At 65.0% G+C, this 21,892-nt stretch carries 18 protein-coding genes and 1 pseudogene; 13 read left to right on the top strand and 6 right to left on the bottom strand.

Going from position 1 to position 21,892, the window contains the following annotated elements:
• The first annotated feature begins 42 nt into the window (after nt 1-42).
• Nucleotides 43-897 carry a polyphosphate kinase 2 family protein gene (locus tag FHJ30_RS13780; protein WP_139029846.1) on the top strand — a complete coding sequence of 285 codons (855 nt, stop codon included), beginning with the start codon at nt 43-45 and terminating at the stop codon, nt 895-897.
• A 29-nt stretch (nt 898-926) separates the two neighbouring features.
• On the opposite strand, the gene FHJ30_RS13775 is transcribed toward FHJ30_RS13780, so the two are convergent.
• Both FHJ30_RS13775 and xseA read right to left on the bottom strand, forming a co-directional pair.
• Nucleotides 927-1,145: an exodeoxyribonuclease VII small subunit gene (locus FHJ30_RS13775; RefSeq protein WP_139029845.1), complete on the bottom strand. Its 219-nt coding sequence runs from the start codon at nt 1,143-1,145 to the stop codon at nt 927-929.
• Nucleotides 1,138-2,478 (bottom strand): exodeoxyribonuclease VII large subunit, encoded by a 1,341-nt coding sequence (xseA, locus tag FHJ30_RS13770; RefSeq protein ID WP_139029844.1) that lies wholly within the window; start codon nt 2,476-2,478, stop codon nt 1,138-1,140. The genes FHJ30_RS13775 and xseA overlap by 8 nt, the downstream gene beginning before the upstream one ends.
• Before the next feature lie 202 nt (nt 2,479-2,680).
• Here xseA and FHJ30_RS13765 point away from each other — a divergent pair, with 202 nt between their 5' ends.
• Complete coding sequence (locus FHJ30_RS13765) at nt 2,681-3,532, top strand: hypothetical protein (protein WP_139029843.1); 852 nt, start codon at nt 2,681-2,683, stop codon at nt 3,530-3,532.
• 9 nt (nt 3,533-3,541) lie between these two features.
• On the top strand, nt 3,542-4,621 hold the full coding sequence (locus FHJ30_RS13760; protein ID WP_139029842.1) for a 4-hydroxy-3-methylbut-2-enyl diphosphate reductase: 1,080 nt from the start codon (nt 3,542-3,544) through the stop codon (nt 4,619-4,621).
• 15 nt (nt 4,622-4,636) lie between these two features.
• On the opposite strand, the gene FHJ30_RS13755 is transcribed toward FHJ30_RS13760, so the two are convergent.
• Complete coding sequence (locus tag FHJ30_RS13755) at nt 4,637-5,878, bottom strand: DNA recombination protein RmuC (RefSeq protein WP_139029841.1); 1,242 nt, start codon at nt 5,876-5,878, stop codon at nt 4,637-4,639.
• 114 nt (nt 5,879-5,992) lie between these two features.
• Between FHJ30_RS13755 and ychF the strand changes: the two genes are divergently transcribed.
• The 6 genes from ychF to FHJ30_RS13725 all read left to right on the top strand — a co-directional run bounded on the left by ychF (nt 5,993) and on the right by FHJ30_RS13725 (nt 14,614).
• Nucleotides 5,993-7,078, top strand: a complete 1,086-nt coding sequence (ychF, locus tag FHJ30_RS13750; RefSeq protein WP_139029840.1) for a redox-regulated ATPase YchF — start codon at nt 5,993-5,995, stop codon at nt 7,076-7,078.
• Nucleotides 7,079-7,163: 85 nt separating this feature from the next.
• Nucleotides 7,164-8,936 carry an ABC transporter family substrate-binding protein gene (locus FHJ30_RS13745; protein WP_139029839.1) on the top strand — a complete coding sequence of 591 codons (1,773 nt, stop codon included), beginning with the start codon at nt 7,164-7,166 and terminating at the stop codon, nt 8,934-8,936.
• Between the two features lie 288 nt (nt 8,937-9,224).
• Nucleotides 9,225-10,910 (top strand): ABC transporter substrate-binding protein, encoded by a 1,686-nt coding sequence (locus FHJ30_RS13740; protein ID WP_139029838.1) that lies wholly within the window; start codon nt 9,225-9,227, stop codon nt 10,908-10,910.
• A 122-nt stretch (nt 10,911-11,032) separates the two neighbouring features.
• Nucleotides 11,033-11,962, top strand: coding sequence for an ABC transporter permease (locus FHJ30_RS13735; RefSeq protein ID WP_139029837.1), 930 nt, complete (start codon nt 11,033-11,035; stop codon nt 11,960-11,962).
• Nucleotides 11,952-12,896 carry an ABC transporter permease gene (locus FHJ30_RS13730; protein ID WP_139029836.1) on the top strand — a complete coding sequence of 315 codons (945 nt, stop codon included), beginning with the start codon at nt 11,952-11,954 and terminating at the stop codon, nt 12,894-12,896. The genes FHJ30_RS13735 and FHJ30_RS13730 overlap by 11 nt, the downstream gene beginning before the upstream one ends.
• An 11-nt stretch (nt 12,897-12,907) precedes the next feature.
• A complete protein-coding gene (locus tag FHJ30_RS13725) occupies nt 12,908-14,614 on the top strand; it encodes an ABC transporter ATP-binding protein (RefSeq protein ID WP_139029835.1) in 1,707 nt (568 codons plus the stop codon).
• A gap of 67 nt (nt 14,615-14,681) precedes the next feature.
• On the opposite strand, the gene FHJ30_RS13720 is transcribed toward FHJ30_RS13725, so the two are convergent.
• A complete protein-coding gene (locus FHJ30_RS13720) occupies nt 14,682-15,524 on the bottom strand; it encodes an SGNH/GDSL hydrolase family protein (RefSeq protein ID WP_139029834.1) in 843 nt (280 codons plus the stop codon).
• A 271-nt stretch (nt 15,525-15,795) separates the two neighbouring features.
• On the opposite strand from FHJ30_RS13720, the gene typA reads away from it, so the two are divergent.
• Entirely contained in the window at nt 15,796-17,724 is a 1,929-nt protein-coding gene (gene typA, locus FHJ30_RS13715) for a translational GTPase TypA (RefSeq protein ID WP_013601707.1), read from the top strand.
• Between the two features lie 364 nt (nt 17,725-18,088).
• Here the strand turns inward: typA and FHJ30_RS13710 are convergent, their stop codons facing one another.
• Complete coding sequence (locus FHJ30_RS13710) at nt 18,089-18,328, bottom strand: hypothetical protein (protein ID WP_139029833.1); 240 nt, start codon at nt 18,326-18,328, stop codon at nt 18,089-18,091.
• 137 nt (nt 18,329-18,465) lie between these two features.
• On the opposite strand from FHJ30_RS13710, the gene fdxA reads away from it, so the two are divergent.
• From fdxA to FHJ30_RS13695, 3 genes are all read left to right on the top strand, one after another.
• Entirely contained in the window at nt 18,466-18,792 is a 327-nt protein-coding gene (gene fdxA / locus FHJ30_RS13705; RefSeq protein WP_013601705.1) for a ferredoxin, read from the top strand.
• A 14-nt stretch (nt 18,793-18,806) separates the two neighbouring features.
• Nucleotides 18,807-19,955 (top strand): succinyldiaminopimelate transaminase, encoded by a 1,149-nt coding sequence (gene dapC, locus FHJ30_RS13700; protein WP_139029832.1) that lies wholly within the window; start codon nt 18,807-18,809, stop codon nt 19,953-19,955.
• A gap of 245 nt (nt 19,956-20,200) precedes the next feature.
• On the top strand, nt 20,201-21,487 hold the full coding sequence (locus tag FHJ30_RS13695; RefSeq protein WP_139029831.1) for a citrate synthase: 1,287 nt from the start codon (nt 20,201-20,203) through the stop codon (nt 21,485-21,487).
• Between the two features lie 147 nt (nt 21,488-21,634).
• Here the strand turns inward: FHJ30_RS13695 and FHJ30_RS13690 are convergent.
• Nucleotides 21,635-21,892 (bottom strand): annotated as a pseudogene (locus FHJ30_RS13690) (UDP-glucose 4-epimerase GalE); the annotation flags it as partial.

Here is a 21,892-nt window from a genome sequence, read left to right as displayed (position 1 = left end):
ACGGGCACTTCGGTCCCGTGGAACTTCGCGGAAAGGATTCCCATGCCCGACGCCATTGGCTTCGACCAGCACCCTTCAGAAACCCTGCGGGCGGGGAAGGGGTTCCTGCTGAGCGACGTCGATCCTGATTCCACGCCCGGCTACAGCGGCACCAAGGAGGACGGACAGGCCCTGCTCGCCGAAATGGACAGTGGGCTGGCCGAACTTCAGGAAAAGCTGTTTGCCGAGTCGCGGTTCGGCGGACGCAAGCGGATCCTGCTGATCCTCCAGGCCATGGACACTGCGGGCAAGGGCGGGATCGTCAACCACGTCATGGCGGCGATGAACCCCCAGGGCGTCCAGTTCAAGGCCTTCAAGGCACCCACGGACGAGGAGAAGTCCTACGACTTCCTGTGGCGCATCGAAAAGGAAGTGCCGGCCGCCGGGATGGTGGGCGTTTTCGACCGCTCACACTATGAGGATGTCCTGATCCACCGGGTGCGTGCGTGGGCGACTCCCGCGGAAATCAAACGGCGGTACGTGGCCATCAATGAATTCGAGACGCGGCTGACCGACTCCGGGACGAAGGTGGTCAAAGTCATGCTGCACATCAGCGGGGAGGAGCAGAGGGAACGGCTGCTGGCCCGCCTGGACAACCCGGCCAAGCACTGGAAATACAGCCGGGGGGACCTGGAGGAGCGCGCCTTCTGGGACGATTACATGAGCGCGTACCAGGCAGCAATCGATGAAACCAGCACCGCGGCCGCTCCCTGGCATGTTGTCCCGGCCAACAAGAAATGGTTTGCCAGGATCGCCGTCCAGCAGCTGCTGCTGGGTGCGCTGACCGACCTTGGCCTCGAGTGGCCCAAGGCGGAGTTCGACGTCGCCATGGAACGGGAACTGGCGGCGCGCTCCTGAACGCTTGCCTGCGTGCTTAAAGCCGCCGGCTAGAGCGGCTGGTCGCGGGCGGCGGCAAGCCGCTTCCGGGCGCCTTCCAGCCATTCCTCGCACCGGGCGGCCAAGGCTTCGCCGCGTTCCCACAGCGCCAGGGATTCCTCGAGGCTGGCCCCGCCGGCCTCAAGCTTCCCCACCACCGCGATGAGCTGCTCGCGGGCCTCTTCATAGCTCAGCGCCGCGATCCCGGCTCCTGCCGCCTGCTCAGTCATGTGGTACTCCAATTTCAGTAGTTGTCTCTTCAGGTGTTCCCGTGGAGGTTGCGCCGAAGCGGCCCTCCGCCACGCGGATGGACAGCGCGGCGCCGGCCGGGGCCTCGGCCGGGCGCCGGACCACGGCGTGCCCCGCGGCACCTGCTTGCGCCGCACGCTTTCCGGCGAGTTCGACGACCGCGTACCCCCGGTCCAGGGTCTTCTGCGGCGACAGCGCCCGCACCTGGGCCTTCAGGTGGTCCAGGTGGTCAGCCGCGCGGACCACGGTGGAACTGACCGCGGCCGACGACCTCCGCAGCAGCCGCTCAATCTCGTCCGAGCGGATGGTCACCAGTCCTTCCGGCGAAGCGAGCACGGGACGGGAATGGAGGGAAGCCAGCCGGTCCGATTCCCGGTCCACCAGCCGCTCAATGCACCGGCGCAGCTGCTCCCGGGCCTGGCGGACACCTGCCAGTTCTTCGGAAACGTCCGGGACGATCCGCTTGGCGGCATCCGTGGGGGTAGAGGCACGCAGGTCCGCGACGTCGTCGAGCAGCGGCCTGTCCGCCTCGTGGCCGATGGCACTCACCACCGGGGTAGCGGCTGCGGCGACGGCGCGGATCAGTTCTTCACTGTTGAAAGGCAGCAGGTCCTCCAGGGCGCCGCCGCCCCGGGCTATCACAATGACGTCCACCTCCGGCAGGGCGTCCAGGTCGCGGAGGGCACGGACCACCTGGGCCACGGCCGTGTTTCCCTGGACCGCCACCTCCCGGATTTCAAACTCAACCGCGGGCCAGCGCAGGGCCGCGTTGCGCAGGATGTCCTTCTTCGCGTCCGAATCGCGGCCCGTGATCAGGCCGATGCGGTGCGGCAGCAGGGGCAGGGGTTTCTTGCGGGAGTCAGCGAAAAGGCCCTCGGCGGAGAGCGCCTGGCGCAGCCGTTCAATCCGGGCAAGGAGATCGCCCAGGCCCACCGGCCTAATGTCCCGGACCAGCATGTTCAGCCGGCCGGTCTTGATCCAGAACTCCGGCTTCAGCAGGGCCACCACGCGCGACCCGCGCTCCAGCGGCAGGTTCTGGCGTTCCAGCACCTTGGTCCAGACCGAGGCGGGGAGCGAAACTTCCGCGTCCACGTCCCGCAACGTGAGGTAGGCGTTGGTGCCCCGGCGGTTCAGTTCGATGACCTGGCCTTCAACCCAAGCCGACGGCGTGCGGTCGATGTGGGCCTTCAGCTTCTGCGACAGCAGCTGGAGCGGCCACGGATTGTCCGGGGTGGTTTCGGCAGCAGTGGAGGGCAGCGTGGTGGGCGCCGTGGGTTGCTGGCCAGTGCCGGGAAGTGACGCCTGTTCAGACATGCGAACGCCCTCGCGGGGCTGGAGCTGCGGGCATGGGGTCCTTCGTCCGGTGTTTGGCTGTCTGTGTTCGGCCGTGTGGTTTGGGTGGGCGTTGGGCGCTCAATCAACCTTATCCATAAGCTGTACCACCCGGGGCTGACAAGAACCGGCCCACAGGCCTGCCTAGGATGGGTTGACGCCACCACCGACGAAGGAAACCGCTGTGCGAACTTTTGTTTCTGCTGCCGCCACCGTGCTGGCAGTCCTGCTGGCCGCCGTGGCGGTTCCGGCCATCTGGCTGGACCGCAACATCGTCCAGGAGCAGGGCTTCGTGGAGCTGGCTGCTCCGCTGGCAACAAATTCAGGGTTCCAGCAGGAGCTGGCGGTTGCGGCGGTGGGCACCATCGACACCAGCGCCGTTCCGGGTTTCCTCTCGGACCTGGTCCAGCCGGTGCTTGAAGACGCTGCTTCTTCACTGACAGGCCTCCCCGGCTATCCGGCCGCGTGGGAGGAGACGCTGCGCAGGAGCCACCGGCTCAGCTTCGCCAGCCCTGCAACGGACGACGGCGGAGGAGCGTCAGCTTCATCCCTCACCCTGGACGTCGCTCCCTTGGTGGCGCTGGGCGCCGAAGAGATTTCGCGCGCCACCAGGCTGCCGCTGGATCCGCCTGAACAAACCCTGATCAACGTGGGACAGCCCGTGTACAAGGAGTGGACCGAACGGCTCACCAGCTATGCGCCTGCAGGTTACCTGCTGGCAGGTGGCTCCGCGGTGGCGCTGCTCCTTGCCCTGGTGGCTGCACGGCGCCGCTGGACAGTGCTGGCCGGTGCCGGAGTTGGCGCGCTGCTCCTGGCCGCTGCCTGGGCGGCAGGCTCACAGGCGGCCTCTGCCGCCGTCGTGTCCGCGGACAGCGGAAATGAAGTTGCCAACATGTTCCGGGACGAGTTCGTGGCCGCCTCTGCCGCGGATTTCCAGGCCTGGACCATGGCAGCGGCGGTCACCGGCGGCGTGTTGCTGGTGCTGGGCCTCGTGGCCGGGTTCGCCTCGCGGAAGCGGTCGCGGGCAACCCGGTAGCATGGAGGAATGACCCCCTCAGCTGTTTCCCTTTCGATGCCCACCATCCCGCGTCGGCGCCGTTCACCTGAGGAAGTAGCTGCCGCAGCTCCGGTATCAGGAACCAAGAAGGTGCTGCTCGCTGCTCCCCGCGGTTACTGCGCCGGCGTGGACCGCGCCGTCATCGCCGTAGAGAAGGCCCTGGAGCATTACGGCCCGCCGGTCTACGTGCGGAAGCAGATCGTCCACAACGTCCACGTGGTCAGCTCCCTGGAGGAGCAGGGGGCCATCTTCGTGGACGAGACAGACGAAGTGCCCGAGGGCGCCCTGGTCATCTTCTCCGCCCACGGCGTCTCCCCGGCCGTGGTCCAGTCCGCGGAGGACCGCGGCCTGCGCACCATCGACGCCACGTGCCCCCTGGTGACCAAGGTTCACAAGGAAGCCGTCCGGTTCGCCAAGGATGACTTCGACATCCTGCTGATCGGCCACGACGGCCACGAGGAAGTCGAAGGCACGGCCGGCGAAGCCCCGGAGCACATCCAGATCATCAACGGCCCGCACGAGGTGGACAAGGTGACGGTCCGGGACCCGGAAAAGGTCATCTGGCTCTCGCAGACCACGCTCAGCGTCGACGAAACCATGGAGACCGTCCGGTTGCTCAAGCAGCGGTTTCCCACGCTCCAGGATCCGCCCAGCGACGACATCTGCTATGCCACAACCAACCGGCAGGTGGCCATCAAGAAGATCTCGCCGCAGGCAGACCTGGTCATCGTCGTGGGCTCGGCCAACTCCTCCAACTCCGTCCGGCTGGTGGAGGTGGCCCTTGAGTACGGCGCGAAGGCGTCCTACCGGGTCGATTTCGCCAACGAGGTTGATGAAACGTGGTTTGAAGGGGTTGCCACCGTCGGCGTGACGTCCGGGGCATCCGTCCCGGAGGTCCTGGTGCAGGACGTGCTGCGACTGCTGGCCGACTACGGCTACGGCACAGTGGAGGAAGTTGTCACGGCGGAGGAGGACCTGCTCTTCTCGCTGCCCAAGGAGCTCCGGGCCACCCTCAAGCAGGCCGGCGACGTCAGCCGCGCCCTCGGCGGACGCCGCGCGCGCAACTGACCCCGGACGGCCCTGTTACGCGGCTTCGTCGTCGCTCTGCAGTTCAGGCGCGGCAAGGGCCCGCGGCGTGGCTTCGACCACGGGCGGCGCGGCCAGCCCGGATTCCTCCAGCGAGTTCAGTTTCCGGGCTGTGGGGAGAACCCGGGCTTCCAGCGTTCCCACCATGGCGTTGTAGCGGTCCACTGACGACTTCAGCGAAGACCCCAGCTTGGTGACGTTCTCGCCCAGGGTTCCCATCCGGTCATACAGCTGCCGGGCAAGCTCGAACAGTTCCCGCGCACTGTCCGTCAGGACGTCCTGCCGCCACGTAAAGGCCACGGACTTCAAGACGGCCAGGAGCGTGCTGGGCGATGCCAGGACCACGTTCTTCGAGAGAGCATGGTCAAGGAGCCCGGCATCGGCCATGAGGGCGGCGGCAAGAATGGACTCAGCCGGGATGAAGCAGATCACCAGCTCAGGGGAGTTGCCGGGGATATCCCAGTACTTCTTATTGCCCAGCGAATCCACGTGTGCCCGCAATGCCTTGGCATGGGCCGCCAGCAGCGCCTGTTGGGTGCGGTGGCCGCCGACGGAGGCCGGACCGGCGGGACGTGTGCCGGAACCATCGGCCGGGCGGACGTCAGCGCCCAGCTCCTGGGCTTCCAGGTAGGAGGACAGGGGAACTTTGGCGTCAACCACCAGCTGTTTATCACCGGGCAGCTGGACCACCAGGTCCGGCCGCACGCTCGAGTCACCACCGGCGCTGTGGACCTGTTCCACGAAGTCCACGTGCCGGAGCATCCCCGAGGCTTCCACCACCCGCCGCAGCTGGACTTCACCCCACTGACCACGGGCGCTGTTGGACCGGAGGGCGGACTCAAGAGCGTGCGTGGAGCGGATCAGCTGTTCGTCCGAGAGCCTGGCCTCCTGAAGCTGCTGGGCCAGCTGTCCGTACTGTTCCACCCGGTCACGCTCCAGCAGCGCCACCTGCTGCTGGACGGCCGTGAGCTTCTCGGCCACCGGCGCAAGGGCGCGCAGCACGCTGCCGTCCTGGTTCCTGGCTTCACCCAGCTCCCTGTTCTGTGCCGCCAAAAGGCGCCGCTCGGCGTCGGCCGCGGCGAACTGCGCAGTGACCTCGGAAAGCCGCGACGATACGGCGTCGAAATCCTCCTCCAGTCCCTTGGCATTTCTTCGAAGCACAAAAAACACAGCCGCCGCACCCGCGAGGGCCCCCAGCAGCAGCATGAACAAAGCAAGAATCAAGGCGAAAGCATCCATGCCCTCACTGTCGCACGGGGCTGTGACATTTTGCCGAAGCGACATTTCGCCCCGCAGGGCCGGGCCTTTTGGCCGTTACTGTGCGTGGACGCCCTGCGGGTAGAATCAATGCTCGTGGCTCTTACTATTGGCATCGTCGGACTGCCCAACGTCGGCAAATCAACTCTTTTCAACGCACTCACCCGCAACCAGGTCCTGGCCGCGAACTACCCGTTCGCCACCATCGAACCGAACGTCGGCGTCGTCAACCTGCCCGACCCCCGGCTCCAGAAGCTCGCCGGCATCTTCGGCTCGCAGCGTGTGCTGCCCGCAGCGGTCTCCTTCGTGGACATCGCCGGCATCGTCAAGGGCGCCTCCGAAGGGGAAGGGCTGGGCAACCAGTTCCTGGCCAACATCCGCGAAGCGGAAGCCATCGCCGAAGTAGTCCGCGTCTTCGACGACCCCGACGTCATCCACGTCGACGGCAAGGTGGATCCACGCTCCGACATGGAGACCATCAACACCGAGCTGATCCTCGCCGATCTCCAGACCATCGATAAGGCCATCCCCCGGATCGAAAAAGAGGTCAAGATCAAGAAGCGGGAGGCAGCCGAGCTTGCAGCCATCAAGGCAGCCCAGGGCGTGCTGGAACGCGGGGACACAATCTATGCCTCCATCAAGAGTGACAAGCTGGAGATGGAGCACCTCAAGGAGCTCAGCCTCCTGACCGCCAAGCCCTTCATCTACGTTTTCAACGCCGACGAAGGCATCCTCGGCAGCCCGGAAAAGCAGGAGGAGTTGCGTGCCATGGTTGCGCCGGCCGACTGCATCTTCCTGGACGCCAAGCTCGAAGCGGACCTCGTGGAACTGGACGAGGAAGAGGCCCGCGAAATGCTGGAGATGAACGGCCAGGACGAGTCTGGCCTGGACCAGCTGGCGCGGGTCGGCTTCCATACGCTGGGCCTGCAGACGTACCTCACGGCCGGCCCCAAGGAAACCCGGGCCTGGACTATCCGCCAGGGGGACACCGCCCCGCAGGCGGCCGGCGTGATCCATACCGACTTCCAGCGCGGCTTCATCAAGGCCGAGGTGGTGGCCTTTGACGACCTTATTGAGGCCGGTTCCATGGCTGAGGCCAAGTCCCGCGGTAAGGTCAGGATTGAGGGCAAGGAATACGTCATGGCTGACGGCGACGTTGTGGAGTTCCGCTTCAACGTCTGATCCAGCGGACGCATTATCCTGAATACAGGGCGTGATCCTGCCAATTCCAGGAGCCCCTCCCGGAGAAGCACAACAAGGAGGCGGCATGCCGGTCAGGCGTCTGATGCAGTACATCACCGCGGCGGTTGCGGCTGCCCTGGTCCTGTCAGGCTGTTCCGGCAATGGCGGCAACGCCCCCGTGGTGGTGGGGGAGGCCAAGCGCGGCGGCAGCGTCACCGTCGCGGAGGTCAACGCCTTCTCGTCCTTCAACCCGTACAGCGCGGACGGGAACACCGACATCAACTCGAAAATCGGCTACATCACGCATTCGGGCTTCTACTACCTCGATGATGCTGCCAAGGTGGTGCGGAACGAAAAGTTCGGGCGCTTCGAGAAGGTATCGGACCAGCCGCTGAAGGTGCGGTACACCGTCAACGAAGGCGTCACGTGGTCCGACGGTGAAGCGATCGACGCCGGCGACCTCCTCCTCAGCTGGGCCGCGGGCTCAGGGTATTACGACGATGCCGACCCCGTCGCGGGGACAGGCACCAAGTATTTTTCGGTTGCCTCCGATACCAGCGGCCTTGCGGGCACGGTCCTTCCCGAAATCGGGGCTGACGGCCGCTCCATCACCCTTGAGTACGCCGTGCCCTACGCGGACTGGGAAGTGGCGTTCGACGTCGGCCTGCCCGCACATGTGGTGGCAGCGAAAGCCGGGCTTAATGACGAAGAAGACCTGATCGACCTCATCAAGGACTCACCCCGCGGGGACGCGGAGAAACCCGCGCCCAATGCACGGCTGAAGCAGGTCAGCGATTTCTGGAACTCCGGATTCGACTCCAAGGGCCTTCCCGAGGATCCCTCCGTGTTCCTCTCCAGCGGCCCGTACATCGTGCGCGAGATCACCCCGGAAGTTTCCATGAAACTCGTCCGGAACCGTGACTACGTCTGGGGCCAGGAGCCATGGCTGGATGAAATCAACGTGCGCTTCACCGGCGCCGCACCCACGGCAGTCGATGCGCTCCGGAACGGCCAGGCCGACATCATTTCGCCGCAGCCATCCGCCGGGACCGAGGAGCTCTTTGCAGGACTGGCCGGCCAGGGCATAACTGTTGAGCGGTACAACCAGTCGGGCTACGACCACCTGGACCTCAACTTTTCCGGGCCGTTCCGGGACGAAAACGTCCGCCGGGCATTCCTCAAGGCGGTCCCGCGGCAGGCAATCGTCGACGCCGTCGTGGGTGGCCTGCTGCCGGACGCGAAGCCGCTGGATTCCCACGTTTTCCTGCCTGGCCAGCCCAAGTACAACGACACTGTGAAGGACAACGGCTCCGCCGACTACGCCGAGGTGGACATCGATGGAGCGAAGGCACTCCTTGACGGCGAGACACCCACGATCCGGATCCTCTACAACCGTGACAACCCCAACCGTGCCAAAGTGTTTGCCCTGATCCGCGATTCGGCAGCCCGGGCAGGGTTCCAGGTCCTTGATGGCGGGCAGGCCAGCGCCGACTGGGCGCGGTCGCTCGGAGGCGGAGGCTACGAAGCCGCGCTGCTCGGATGGATCGGCACGGGCGCAGGCGTCAGCCGGATCCCCCAAATCTTCCGCACGGGTGCGGGAAGCAACTTCAACGGCTTTTCCGACGGCGACGCGGACAAGGCGATGGAGCAGCTGGCCGGGACAACCGACCTGGGGAAGCAGGATGAGCTCCTGGCCGAGATCGACAGGCAGATCTGGGAGAGTGCCTACGGACTCCCGCTGTACCAGACCGTTGGCACCACTGCCTTCAACGCCCGGGTTGCCGGTGTCAAGACGAGCTCCGGTCCACTGGGGATCTGGTGGAACGTGTGGGATTGGCGGCTTGCCGCCCCGTCGTGAGCCCTGCGCAGGGGAGCCTTGAGGCTGCGAGCAGGAGAGGCAGCTTCCATGTGACCGGATTCGCTGCCACGGCTACCGGCGAGTAGCATGTGACTTGCACAACTTCTGTTGACCGACTAAGCGTTCAGAGCGGGCCGGTCACGGTTTGGCAACGGAGTACCAGTATCTGGACTTCGTGCGGTTAGGCTTCTCGTATATGTAGGCTGCGTCACAGCGGACAGCTGGGTCTCGCCTGCGGGGAAGCACAAGATTCCCCCTCGTTATCTCCCACAACTCATAGGAGGCGGAATGCGTTTTACGCGCACTTCCAAAGCACTGGGCATAGTGGCAATAGCCGCGCTTGCCTTGACCGGCTGCGGCGCTGGAGGCGGCAGCACTGACGGAGCCAGCAACGCCGCCGGCGACCCGAACAAGGTCATCACTGCCTACAGCAACGAACCACAAAATCCGTTGCTGCCGGCGAACACCGGCGAAGTCTACGGCGGCCGCGTCGTCGAGCTTCTGTTCGAAGGCCTGCGGACCTACGACGCCGACGGCAAGCCCGTGAACGCCCTGGCAGAGTCCATCGAGTCTACTGACGCCCAGAACTGGACCATCAAGGTCAAGCAGGGCCAGAAGTTCACGAACGGTGAAGAGATCACCGCCAAGACCTTCGTGGATTCCTGGAACTTTGCGGCGAACTCGAAGAACCTGCAGCAGAACGGCTTCTTCTTCGAATCAATCGCCGGCTACGAGGAAGTCTCGGCTGTCACCACCGAGAAGTCTGCCGACGGCAAGACCACCACCACTCCCGCACCCACCGCGGACACCATGTCCGGCCTGGTTGCCACCGATGATTCCACCATCACGGTGAAGCTGGCCCAGCCCGAAGCCGACTGGTCACTGCGCCTCGGCTACTCCGCCTTCTTCCCGGTTCCCTCAGCTGCACTTGCAGACCCCAAGGCATTCGGCGAGAACCCGGTAGGCAACGGCCCGTACAAGATGGAGAAGGAGGGCGCCTGGGTTCACGACCAGTCCATCTCCCTCGTCAAGAACCCGGACTACAGCGGCCCCCGCGAGTCGAAAAACGGCGGCGTGATGTTCAAGTTCTACACGGATCCGGGCCCCGCATACACCGACCTGCAGTCGGATAACCTGGACGTCACCGACGTCCTGCCGTCCAACGCGCTGAAGACGTACGTTGCGGACTTCCCGGACCGTAACGCCACCAAGCCCGTTGCCACCAACTCCACCCTGAATATCCCGGGTTACAACCCGAACTTCCAGGGTGAAGCCGGCAAGCTGCGCCGCCAGGCACTTTCCTACGCCATCAACCGCGAGGAAATCGCCAAGGTTGTCTTCAACGGCACCCGTACCCCGGCCAAGGCTTTCGCGCCGCCGGTCATCGACGGGTTCAAGGAAGGCATCAAGGGCAGCGAGGTCCTGAAGTTTGACGCCGCGAAGGCCAAGGACCTCTGGGCCCAGGCCGAGAAGATCCAGCCGTACGACAGTTCCAAGCCGCTGCAGATCGCTTCCAACACCGATGGCGGCAACAAGGAATGGATCGACGCCGTAGCCAACGGCTTCAAGAACAACCTGGGAATCCAGGCCGAAATCCAGCCCTTCGCCAAGTTTGCCGAGGTCCTGAACCTGCGCAAGTCCCAGCAGCTCCCCGGCCTGACCCGTTCCGGCTGGCAGGGCGACTACCCGTCGCTCTACAACTTCCTGGGACCGATCTGGGCCACGGGCGCCTCCTCCAACTACGAGAAGTACTCGAACCCGGAGTTCGACAAGCTGCTCAAGGAGGGCCTGGCAGCCAAGACCACCGAAGAGGCCAACGCCAAGTTCAATGCAGCACAGGAGATCCTCTTCCAGGATCTTCCGGGCCTGCCGCTTTGGGACCAGGCGCGGCCGATCGTGTGGAGCAACAACGTCGTCAAGGCTGAAACCGGCTGGAACGGCAGCATCCTTTACTACGGCATCACGGCAAAGTAGTCCCAGAACTAACTTGTCGGCAAGCACATGGGGGTCCGGCCACCGCCGGGCCCCCATTGGCTTGCACGGCAGGAAGGCACCAATGAACCTGTTTTCTTCCCAACCGGAAGGCTGGTGATCCGGTGGTCCGCTTTATTCTGCGCCGACTCCTGCAAGTGATCCCTGTCTTCATCGGCACCACCCTTTTGGTCTACTACATGGTGTTCGCCCTTCCGGGTGATCCCATCGCGGCGCTGTTCGGGGACCGCCAGCCGCCCCAGGCCGTCATCGACACGCTGCGCAGCCAGTACCACCTGAATGAACCCTTCTGGGTGCAGTACGGGCTGTTCCTCAAGAACCTCTTTACGTTCAACCTGGGCAACGACTTCACCGGCCAGCCCATTGCTGCCAGCCTGGCCCGCGTGTTCCCGGTCACCGCGATGCTGGCCGTCGAAGCCCTGGCCATCCAAGCGATCTTCGGCGTCGCATTCGGCGTTTTCGCCGGCCTGCGCCGCGGCGGCTGGTTCGACTCCACCGTCCTCGTGGCCTCGCTCGTGGTCATCGCCGTTCCCACCTTCGTGCTGGGCTTCGTTTTCCAGCTCGTCTTCGGCGTCAAGCTCGGGTGGGCGAAACCCACCGTCGGCGCCAACGCCGACTGGGGGAGCCTGCTGCTGCCCGCCGTCGTCCTGGGCCTGGTGTCCTTCGCCTATGTCCTCCGCCTCACCCGCGCCTCGGTCAGCGAAAACATGAACGCCGACTACGTGCGCACGGCTACCGCCAAAGGCCTGTCCCGGCCCCGGGTGGTTGTTGCCCATATCCTGCGCAACTCCCTGATTCCTGTGGTGACCTACCTCGGAGCCAACCTCGGCGGCCTCATGGGCGGCGCGATCGTGACGGAGGGTATCTTCAACGTGCCCGGCGTCGGAAACAAGCTCTACCAGGCGGTCCTCCGCAGCGAAGGACCCACCATCGTTTCCATCGTCAGCGTGCTGGTGCTGGTCTTCGTAGTGGCCAACCTGCTTGTCGATCTCCTTTACGCCTGGCTTGACCCGAGGATCCGCTATGACCAGTAATAACAGCCACTTCGTGGCGCCCGTCGACGAAACCCCGCTGCTGGCAACGGATGCCGTCAAGACTGACCAGGCCCCGCTCAGCCTATGGTCCGACGCCTGGCGTAAGCTCCGCCGTCGTCCGCTGTTCATCATCTCAGCGCTGCTCATCGTGGCACTGACCGTGGTCGCACTGTTCCCCGGACTCTTCACTTCCGTGGCGCCCAACGAGGGCTGCGAACTGGCAAATTCCGAGGGCGGACCCACTGCCGGCCACCCCTTTGGCTTCACTTTCCAGGGCTGCGACGTGTACTCCCGGGTCATCCACGGGACCCAGGCCTCACTGTCAGTGGGCCTGCTTTCAGTGCTGTGCGTCCTTGTCATCGGTGTCACCCTCGGCGCCCTCGCGGGATACTACGGCGGGTGGATTGATGCCGTCCTCGCACGCCTTGGTGACATCTTCTTCGCCCTGCCGCTGATCCTCGGCGCGCTGGTCATCACCCAGCTTCCCCTGTTCCGCGAGAACAAGGGTGTTTGGACGGTGGTCTTTGTCATCTCGCTGCTGGCGTGGCCGCAAATGGCCCGCATCACCCGTGGCGCTGTCATCGAGGTACGCAACGCTGACTTCGTGACCGCCGCCCGTGCCTTGGGCGTCTCCAAGTTCGGAGCCCTCGTGCGCCATGTACTGCCGAACGCCCTCGCCCCGATCATCGTCCTTGCCACCTTGGAGCTTGGCGTGTTCATCGTGGCCGAAGCCACCCTGTCGTTCCTGGGTATCGGCCTGCCGCAGAGCATCATGTCCTGGGGCAATGACATCGCCGGGGCGCAGTCGTCCATTCGAACCAGGCCGGAAATCATGCTGTATCCGGCCGCGGCCCTGTCCATCACGGTCCTGAGCTTCATCATGCTGGGCGATGCCGTACGTGACGCCCTTGATCCCAAGAGCCGTCAGCGATGAGAGATAACGAGATGACCACTCCACAAATCCGCATCGACGAGGCCGGCGCCACCGGCGTCAGGCCGCTGCTGGAAATCCGCGACCTTGCCATTACGTTCAAGACCAGCGGCGGGGACGTCCAGGCAGTCCGCAACGCGCACCTGAGCATCATGCCGGGTGAGACCGTGGCCATTGTGGGGGAGTCGGGGTCCGGCAAGTCCACCACGGCCTTGGCGGCCATTGGGCTGCTGCCCAACAACGGTCGTGTTTCGGGCGGCCAGATCCTGCTCGACGGCGAGGACATTGCCCATGCCACCGAGCAGCGGATGATCGAGCTGCGCGGCAACACCATCGGCATGGTCCCGCAGGACCCCATGTCCAACCTCAATCCCGTCTGGAAAATCGGGTACCAGGTCAAGGAAACCCTGCGCGCCAACGGCAGGCCGAGCGGTCCGGAAGACATTGCGAAGGTACTGGCCGAAGCAGGCCTGCCCGATGCCCGCAGGCGTGCCAACCAGTATCCGCATGAGTTCTCCGGAGGCATGCGGCAGCGCGCGCTTATCGCCATCGGCCTCTCCTGCCAGCCGCGGCTGCTCATTGCCGACGAGCCGACGTCGGCGCTGGATGTGACCGTGCAGCGGCAGATCCTTGACCACCTGGACACCATGACCACGGAACTGGGCACCTCGGTGCTGCTCATCACCCACGACCTGGGCCTGGCAGCAGAACGGGCGGACAAGGTTGTGGTGATGTACCAGGGGCAGGTTGTGGAGGCCGGGCCTTCGCTGGAACTGCTCCGCAACCCCCAGCACCCCTACACCAAGAGACTCGTCGAGTCCGCACCTTCCCTTGCCAGCCGGCGTATCCAGGCTGCCAAGGAACAGGGCGTGGAAACGGCGGACCTCCTGGCGCCGGCCGCTGAAGCGGCAGCTTCGGACAATGTCCTGCAGATCCAGGACCTGCGCAAGGTCTACAAGCTCCGGCAGGGTTTCGGGAAAGCTACCGACTTCGCCGCCGTCGACGGCGTGAGCTTCGACGTCAAGCGGGGAACCACAACGGCGATCGTGGGGGAGTCCGGTTCCGGCAAGTCCACAGTGGCCAAGATGGTGCTCCAGCTGGAGAAGCCGACCGATGGCAGGATCCTCTTTGACGGTGTGGACACGTCCGTGCTGAAGGCGGGGGAACTCTTCAAGTTCCGGCGCCGGGTGCAGCCCATCTTCCAGGATCCGTACGGTTCCCTTGACCCGATGTACAACATCTTCCGCACCATTGAAGAGCCGCTGAGGGTTCACAAGATCGGGGACAGCGCGAGCCGCGAGAAGAAGGTCCGGGAACTGCTGGACCAGGTGGCCCTTCCGCAGTCCGCCATGCAGCGGTACCCCAATGAGCTCTCCGGCGGGCAGCGGCAGCGCGTTGCCATTGCCCGTGCCTTGGCGCTGGACCCGGAAGTGATCATCTGTGATGAAGCGGTGTCCGCCCTGGACGTCCTGGTCCAGGCGCAGGTGCTGAACCTGCTGGCGGACCTGCAGTCCAACCTCGGACTGACGTACCTCTTCATCACGCATGACCTCGCCGTGGTGCGCCAGATCGCGGACCATGTCTGCGTTATGGAAAAGGGGCGCCTGGTGGAGACCGGATCCACGGACGACGTCTTCGAATCGCCGCAGCAGGACTACACCAAGGCCCTACTCAATGCCATTCCCGGCGCCAAGCTGATGCTGCCGCCAGAAGTCGCATAGCGAAGCCGCGCCAACGCAGGACGGCTGGCGCCGGGGTCCTGGGACTCCGGGGCCAGCCGTTCCTGTCTCAGTCCTGGCCCAGCCCGGCGTCTCCGGTGCGTGCATCCAACAGAGGGGCGTCGTCCGCCGTCGGCTGTCGTTCCAGGCCCAGCTCACGGAGGCGGCCCCCAAGGAGCGTACCCAGCGCCCGGTGGCCCTCCGGGTTCATGTGCACGGAATCCGCGAGGTCCTTAACAAGGCCGTACCGGGTCAGCCAGTCACCCACGGACACGAAGGGCAAGCCGTGGCCCGCGGCCACGGATCCCAACAGGGCGTCCACCTCGCTTCGCCGGCCTCCGCCATGGCCTTCGCCACGGGCCAGCGTTCCGATCATCGCCAGGCGCGTGCCCGGATAGCGCCTCTGCAGCTCCCCGATCAGGCGGTCAGCATTGGTGATGATGTCGCTGTCACTGGCTCCGCTGGTGGCATCATTGCCGCCGCCCTGCACCACGATGATGGCGGGCGTGCCGGCCGGGAGCAGCCAGTCACCGCGCAGGAGGGCATCGATGTAATTGCCCGTGGCCCCCTTCGACGCGACAAAGCCGGTGCCGCCCTTGCCGCAGAAGTACACCCGGTATCCAGCAGCGGCAAGGCCCCGGCGCGGCCAGCCGTCCGCCGGTTCCGATTGTGAATCGCCGATCAGGAGGACGGTCCTGCCGATCTCCGGAACCACCGCCTCAAGCCGGCCGTTTCCGGGGTTGAGGACGCGGGAAAAGGCGGGCCCCACGTCCGCCGGGGAGGAACCCCCGGCGGACTGGGCGGGCAGGCCGCAGCCGGAGAGGAGAAGGGCAGCTGACAAGGCAATACCCGCAGCGACGCCGGCCGTGGCGCGGCGGCGGTTCCGGGCCGCGGGGGCCGTGGCTTTTCGCATCGGGTGTCTTTCGGGCTTGCGCTGCATGTCAGAGCAATCATGTGGCATGGCCGCAGGATAAGCCAGTGATTTTGCCCACATTAATGGGCCGTGGCGCGGCGTTTGTCAGGCCGCCCGGCCCGTGGGCAGCGGAAAAATTTAGGCCAATAAATGGCTCAGCGGCTAGACTTGGGGAAGGTGCCCTGTGCTAAGGGCCTGATCCGTCGTGCGTTCCGGTTGGAAATGTCGCGATACAACAGCTGACTTTCACCACTGAATCGAGCCATTACGCATGTCTGAAACCACCACCAACACCGCGGTCGCCACTGCATCACGCAGTGACCTCCGCAACGTCGCGATTGTGGCCCACGTTGACCACGGCAAGACCACCCTGGTTGACGCCATGCTCAAGCAGACCAACTCCTTTGCCGAGCACAACCACCTTGAAGACCGCGTGATGGACTCCGGTGACCTGGAGCGCGAAAAGGGCATCACCATCCTTGCCAAGAACACCACGGTGGCCTACAACGGTCCGTCCTCCAACGGCGAGACCATCACCATCAACGTCATCGACACCCCGGGCCACGCCGACTTCGGCGGCGAGGTGGAGCGCGGCCTGTCCATGGTTGACGGCGTCGTCCTCCTCGTTGATGCCTCTGAGGGCCCGCTGCCGCAGACCCGCTTTGTGCTGCGCAAGGCCCTTGCCGCGCACCTTCCCGTGATCCTGCTGGTCAACAAGACCGACCGTCCGGACGCCCGCATCGACGAAGTGGTCCACGAGTCCATGGACCTGCTCCTGGGCCTGGCCTCCGACCTGGCCGACGAGGTTCCGGACCTGGACCTGGACAAGGTTCTTGAGGTTCCGGTTGTCTACGCTGCCGCCAAGGTTGGCCGCGCGTCGCTCGAGCAGCCCGCCAACGGTGCCGCCCCGGACAACGAGGACCTTGAGCCGCTGTTCAAGACCATCATCGAGCACATCCCGGCTCCCACCTACAACCCCGAAGGTGTCCTGCAGGCGCACGTCACCAACCTGGACGCGTCCCCGTTCCTGGGCCGCCTGGCGCTCCTGCGCATCTACAACGGCACCCTGCGCAAGGGCCAGACGGTTGCCTGGGCCCGCGCCAATGGTGAGCTCAAGAACGTCAAGATCACCGAGCTCCTGGCCACCAAGGCGCTGGACCGCGTCCCGGCCGAGTCCGCCGGACCGGGCGAGATTGTCGCCGTCGCCGGCATCGAGGAAATCACCATCGGTGAGACCCTGACCGATGCCGAGAACCCGCAGCCGCTGCCGCTGATCACCGTGGACGATCCCGCGATCTCCATGACCATCGGTATCAACACCTCGCCGCTGGCCGGCAAGGTCAAGGGCGCCAAGGTCACCGCCCGCCAGGTGAAGGACCGCCTGGACAAGGAACTGATCGGTAACGTCTCCATCAAGGTTCTGCCCACCGAGCGTCCCGACGCCTGGGAAGTCCAGGGCCGTGGCGAGCTCGCCCTGGCCATCCTGGTGGAGCAGATGCGCCGCGAAGGCTTCGAACTGACCGTGGGCAAGCCGCAGGTTGTCACCAAGACCATCGACGGCAAGGTCCACGAGCCGATGGAGCACATGACCATCGACGTGCCGGAAGAGTACCTCGGCGCCGTCACGCAGCTCATGGCAGCCCGCAAGGGCCGCATGACCAACATGGCCAACCACGGCACCGGCTGGTGCCGCATGGAGTTCATCGTTCCGGCCCGTGGCCTGATCGGTTTCCGCACCAAGTTCCTCACGGACACCCGCGGCGCCGGCATCGCAGCCTCCATTTCCGAGGGCTACGAGCCGTGGGCCGGCCCCATCGAATACCGCACCAACGGCTCGATGATCGCTGACCGCGCCGGCGTTGTGACGCCGTTCGCCATGATCAACCTGCAGGAACGCGGCTCCTTCTTCGTGAAGCCCACGTCCGAGGTCTACGAGGGCATGATCGTGGGCGAGAACTCCCGCGCCGACGACATGGACGTCAACATCACCAAGGAAAAGAAGCTCACCAACATGCGTGCAGCCTCCTCCGACACCTTCGAGAACCTGACGCCGCCGCGCGACCTCACCCTCGAAGAGTCCCTGGAATTCGCCCGCGAGGACGAGTGCGTCGAGGTCACCCCGGAAGCCATCCGCATCCGCAAGGTCATCCTGGACACCAACGAGCGTGCCAAGGCCAACCGCGCCCGCGCCAAGGTCTAGCCACTCCTGACTCACAGAATGCCACCGGCCCCGTGCCGGTGGCATTCTGCGTTCCGCGCCGCGCAGCAATAGCCGCCGGACTATTGAAGCGGCCGTGCTTGACGGCACGGTGCTCGGGGAGGCGCGGGGCATGTATTCACTGCCCGACGCCGACCCGCTGCTCATTCACGCCGGGCGCCATTGGGATTGGTCCGGTTTTCGGCCTTGAGGGAAGGGTTTCCAGGGGTGCGGCAAAAGAGTGTTCTTGGTTTGGTGGCAAGAATCCGGCCCGAATCAGGATCCATCATCGAGACGATGGCCCGCTACCTGCTGGAAGAAGCCGGGTTCACTGCGCAGGGGCAGTCCCTGCCCAGTGAAGGGCGTCTTAGGCGCGCGGGCGGCGCCGCTCCGGGGCGGGCGGAACGGCCTTGGCGGCAACAACACGCTCCAAGGGAATGACGACGTCGGCCTGCCGCGTGCGGATGGTGCATGCACCGGCGTCGCACGCCACCAGGTGCCCGAGGGCATCCGTGAGCCCGTCCTCGATGCGGTAGCGCACCACAACCCGCGTTCCGGGCGCTGCGGCGGAGAGGAACCCGGCAGGGGCAGGTGTAGGCTGACTCACCAGTTCATACTAGGGCGCCCGGCTAGGTTCGCGGGAACAGGCTGGGAGATAATAGGCTCAGATGTCAAGAGTCCGGCCGCAGCTGCCGGATGCAAGAGCCGGCGGGTCGCCGGAACCAACGTGGAGAGGCCAGGGACGTGACGTACGTAATCGCGCAGCCGTGTGTAGATGTCAAGGACAAGGCATGTATTGAAGAGTGCCCCGTCGACTGCATCTACGAAGGTGAGCGTTCGCTGTACATCCATCCGGACGAGTGCGTGGACTGCGGCGCCTGTGAACCGGTGTGCCCGGTTGAAGCCATTTACTACGAGGATGACACCCCGGAAGAGTGGGCTGACTACTACAAGGCCAATGTGGAGTTCTTTGATGACCTCGGGTCTCCCGGAGGTGCCGCAAAGATCGGCAACACGGGCAAGGACCACCCCATGATCGCCGCACTGCCGCCGCAGAACCAAGACCACTGACGCGGGCAGGGACCGTGACCGCAGCAGCGAAAACGTTTGGCCTGGACCTGCCTGACTACCCGTGGGAGGCCATGGCGCCATACGTCGCCAAGGCCGCGCAGCACCCGGACGGGGCGGTCAACCTGTCCATCGGCACCCCCGTCGACCCCACCCCCGCGCTGATCCAGGATGCGTTGAAGGCGGCGGCAGATGCCCCGGGATATCCGACAGTCCACGGCACCCCGGCCCTTCGGGAGGCCATCGCAGGATGGTTCGAGCGGCGCCGCGGCGTCACGGGACTCGATGCGCGCAACATCATGCCTACCGTGGGCTCCAAGGAGCTGGTGGCGTGGCTGCCGCTCCTGTTAGGGCTAAAGCCCGGAGACGTCGTCGTACGCCCCAAGGTGGCCTACCCCACATATGACATCGGGGCCACCCTGGCCGGCGCCACGTCCGTAGCGACGGACAACCTGGACGAACTGGACGACGCCATGCGGGCGCGCGTGCGGCTCATCTGGGTCAACTCGCCCGGGAACCCAACAGGCAGTGTCCGCGGCGTCGAATCCCTGAAAGCGCTTGTGGACCAGTCCCGTGAGCTTGGCGCAGTGGTGGCCTCGGACGAGTGCTACGCGGAGCTTGGCTGGGGAGCCTGGGACGTCCAGCGCGGCGGCCAGGCCGTGCCCAGCATCCTGGATCCACGCGTAGCCGGCGGATCGCACCAGGGGCTGCTGGCCGTCTACTCGCTGAGCAAGCAGTCCAATGTGGCAGGTTACCGTGCAGCGTTCGTAGCCGGGGATCCTGACCTGATGCCCAACCTGGTCAACAGCCGCAAGCATGCAGGCATGATTGTCCCGTACCCGGTCCAGGAGGCCATGCGCGTGGCGCTCGGCGACGACGCCCACGTCGAGGCGCAGAAGGACCTGTACCGCGGACGCCGTGAACGGCTGGTCCCTGCCCTGCTGGACTTCGGCCTGGAGATCAAGGAATCCGACGCCGGACTGTACCTTTGGTCCACCGCGGGCGAGAGCACGTGGGACACGGTGGCGCGGCTGGCAGAGCGCGGCATCGTGGTGGGCCCCGGCGTCTTCTACGGCGATGCGGGCAACGGCTTTGTCCGCGTGGCTTTGACGGGTACGGACGAGCGCATCGACGCAGCCGTGTCCCGGCTGGCAGCAGGGCGGTAACAGCTACAGCCTCGTAACAAACGTGTGACTCGCGCCACAAGTGCCTTATTTTAAGGGCTCCGGCAGCGTCTTGGATTAGTGACACCCGCCAAGGAGCGGGTACTTTTTAAGTGACTATCAATGGTGGCCCTCTACAAGAAGGCAGCCCGGGTGTTGGAACCTGTGTTCTCAGGGTCAGTGCGCGGCTCACCTGATGTTGGATCAAGCTTTCGACAGAGGCCCAGAAGCCTCATGAAGGGGACTCCATGACTGAGACCAACAACGCAGCGACCCTGCTCCACGCAGGAGGCGAGCTTAAGCTCCCGCGCATCCAGGTTATTGAAGGGAACGAAGGCTACGACGTTTCCAAGCTGCTGAAGCAGACGGGCGCAGTCACGTTTGACCCCGGCTTCATGAACACCGCAGCCACCACCTCGGCTATCACCTACATCGATGGCGATGCGGGCATCCTGCGGTACCGCGGATACCCCATCGAGCAGCTCGCGCAGCACTCCAGCTTCCTCGAGGTGTCCTACCTGCTGATCTACGGCAACCTGCCCACACCCACGGAACTGGACGAGTTCGACCAGAAGATCCGGCGGCACACGCTGCTGCATGAGGAGCTCAAGGGCTTCTTCGGCGGCTTCCCCCGCGACGCGCACCCCATGCCCGTCCTGTCCTCGGCCGTTTCCGCGCTGTCCACCTTCTACCAGGACTCGCTGGACCCGTTCAACGCAGAACAGGTGGAAGTCTCCACCATCCGCCTCATGGCCAAGCTCCCGGTCATCGCGGCGTACGCGCACAAGAAGTCCATCGGCCAGCCCATGCTGTACCCGGACAACTCCCACAACCTCGTGGAAAACTTCCTGCGCCTCAGCTTTGGGCTCCCGGCCGAGCAGTACGAAGTGGACCCGATCGTCGCGAAGGCGCTGGACCTGCTCCTGATCCTGCACGCGGACCACGAGCAGAACTGCTCCACCTCCACGGTGAGGCTGGTGGGCTCCTCCAACGCCAACCTGTTCGCGTCAGTGTCCGCAGGCATTAACGCCCTGTTTGGGCCTGCCCACGGCGGCGCCAACGAGGCTGTGCTCAAGATGCTCCGCCAGATCCAGGCCGACGGCACCAAGCCCGAGGACTACATGGAGAAGGTCAAGAACAAGGAAGACGGCGTCCGCCTCATGGGCTTCGGGCACCGCGTCTACAAGAACTACGATCCGCGCGCCAAGATCGTCAAGGCCACCGCGCACGAGATCCTCACCAAGCTCGGCGGCAACGACGAGCTGCTGGACATCGCCCTGCGCCTGGAAGAAAAGGCGCTGAACGATGACTACTTCATCCAGCGCAAGCTCTACCCGAACGTCGACTTCTACACGGGCCTGATCTACAAGGCCATGGGCTTCCCGGAGAAGATGTTCACCGTGCTCTTCGCCATCGGCCGCCTCCCGGGCTGGATCGCCCAGTGGCGCGAGATGATCAGCGATCCGAACACCAAGATCGGCCGCCCGCGCCAGCTGTACATCGGCGAACCGGAGCGGGACTACCCGGTCCGCTAGCCACCGGTTCCGCAAAGCCTGGAGTACGACATCGGCCGCCCACCTTCCAAAGGTGGGCGGCCGACGTCGTTAATTCTTCATCGATTGCTCCGTACGGGTCGTTTTCGGGCCTCAAAACGACTGGTACGGAGCAACCGACGGGTGGGGTCAGGAGGTGTAGCCCTGGGGGTTGTTCTTCTGCCAGCGCCAGTGGTCCTCGCACATTTCGTCAACCGTTTTGGTGGTGGACCAGCTGAGGTCGGCGAGGGCGGAGGTTGCGTCGGCCCAGAAGGCGGGGAGGTCGCCGGCGCGGCGGCCGGTGATTTCGTACGGGATGGGCCTGCCCACCGCCTTTTCAAACGAGCGGAGGACTTCAAGGACGGAGGAGCCCTTGCCGGAGCCGAGGTTCCAGCGGAACACTCCTGT

The sequence above is a fragment of the Arthrobacter sp. BB-1 genome (genome assembly GCF_006151685.1).
Taxonomy (GTDB): Bacteria; Actinomycetota; Actinomycetes; order Actinomycetales; family Micrococcaceae; genus Arthrobacter.
This window is presented reverse-complemented; position numbering and strand designations above follow the sequence as displayed.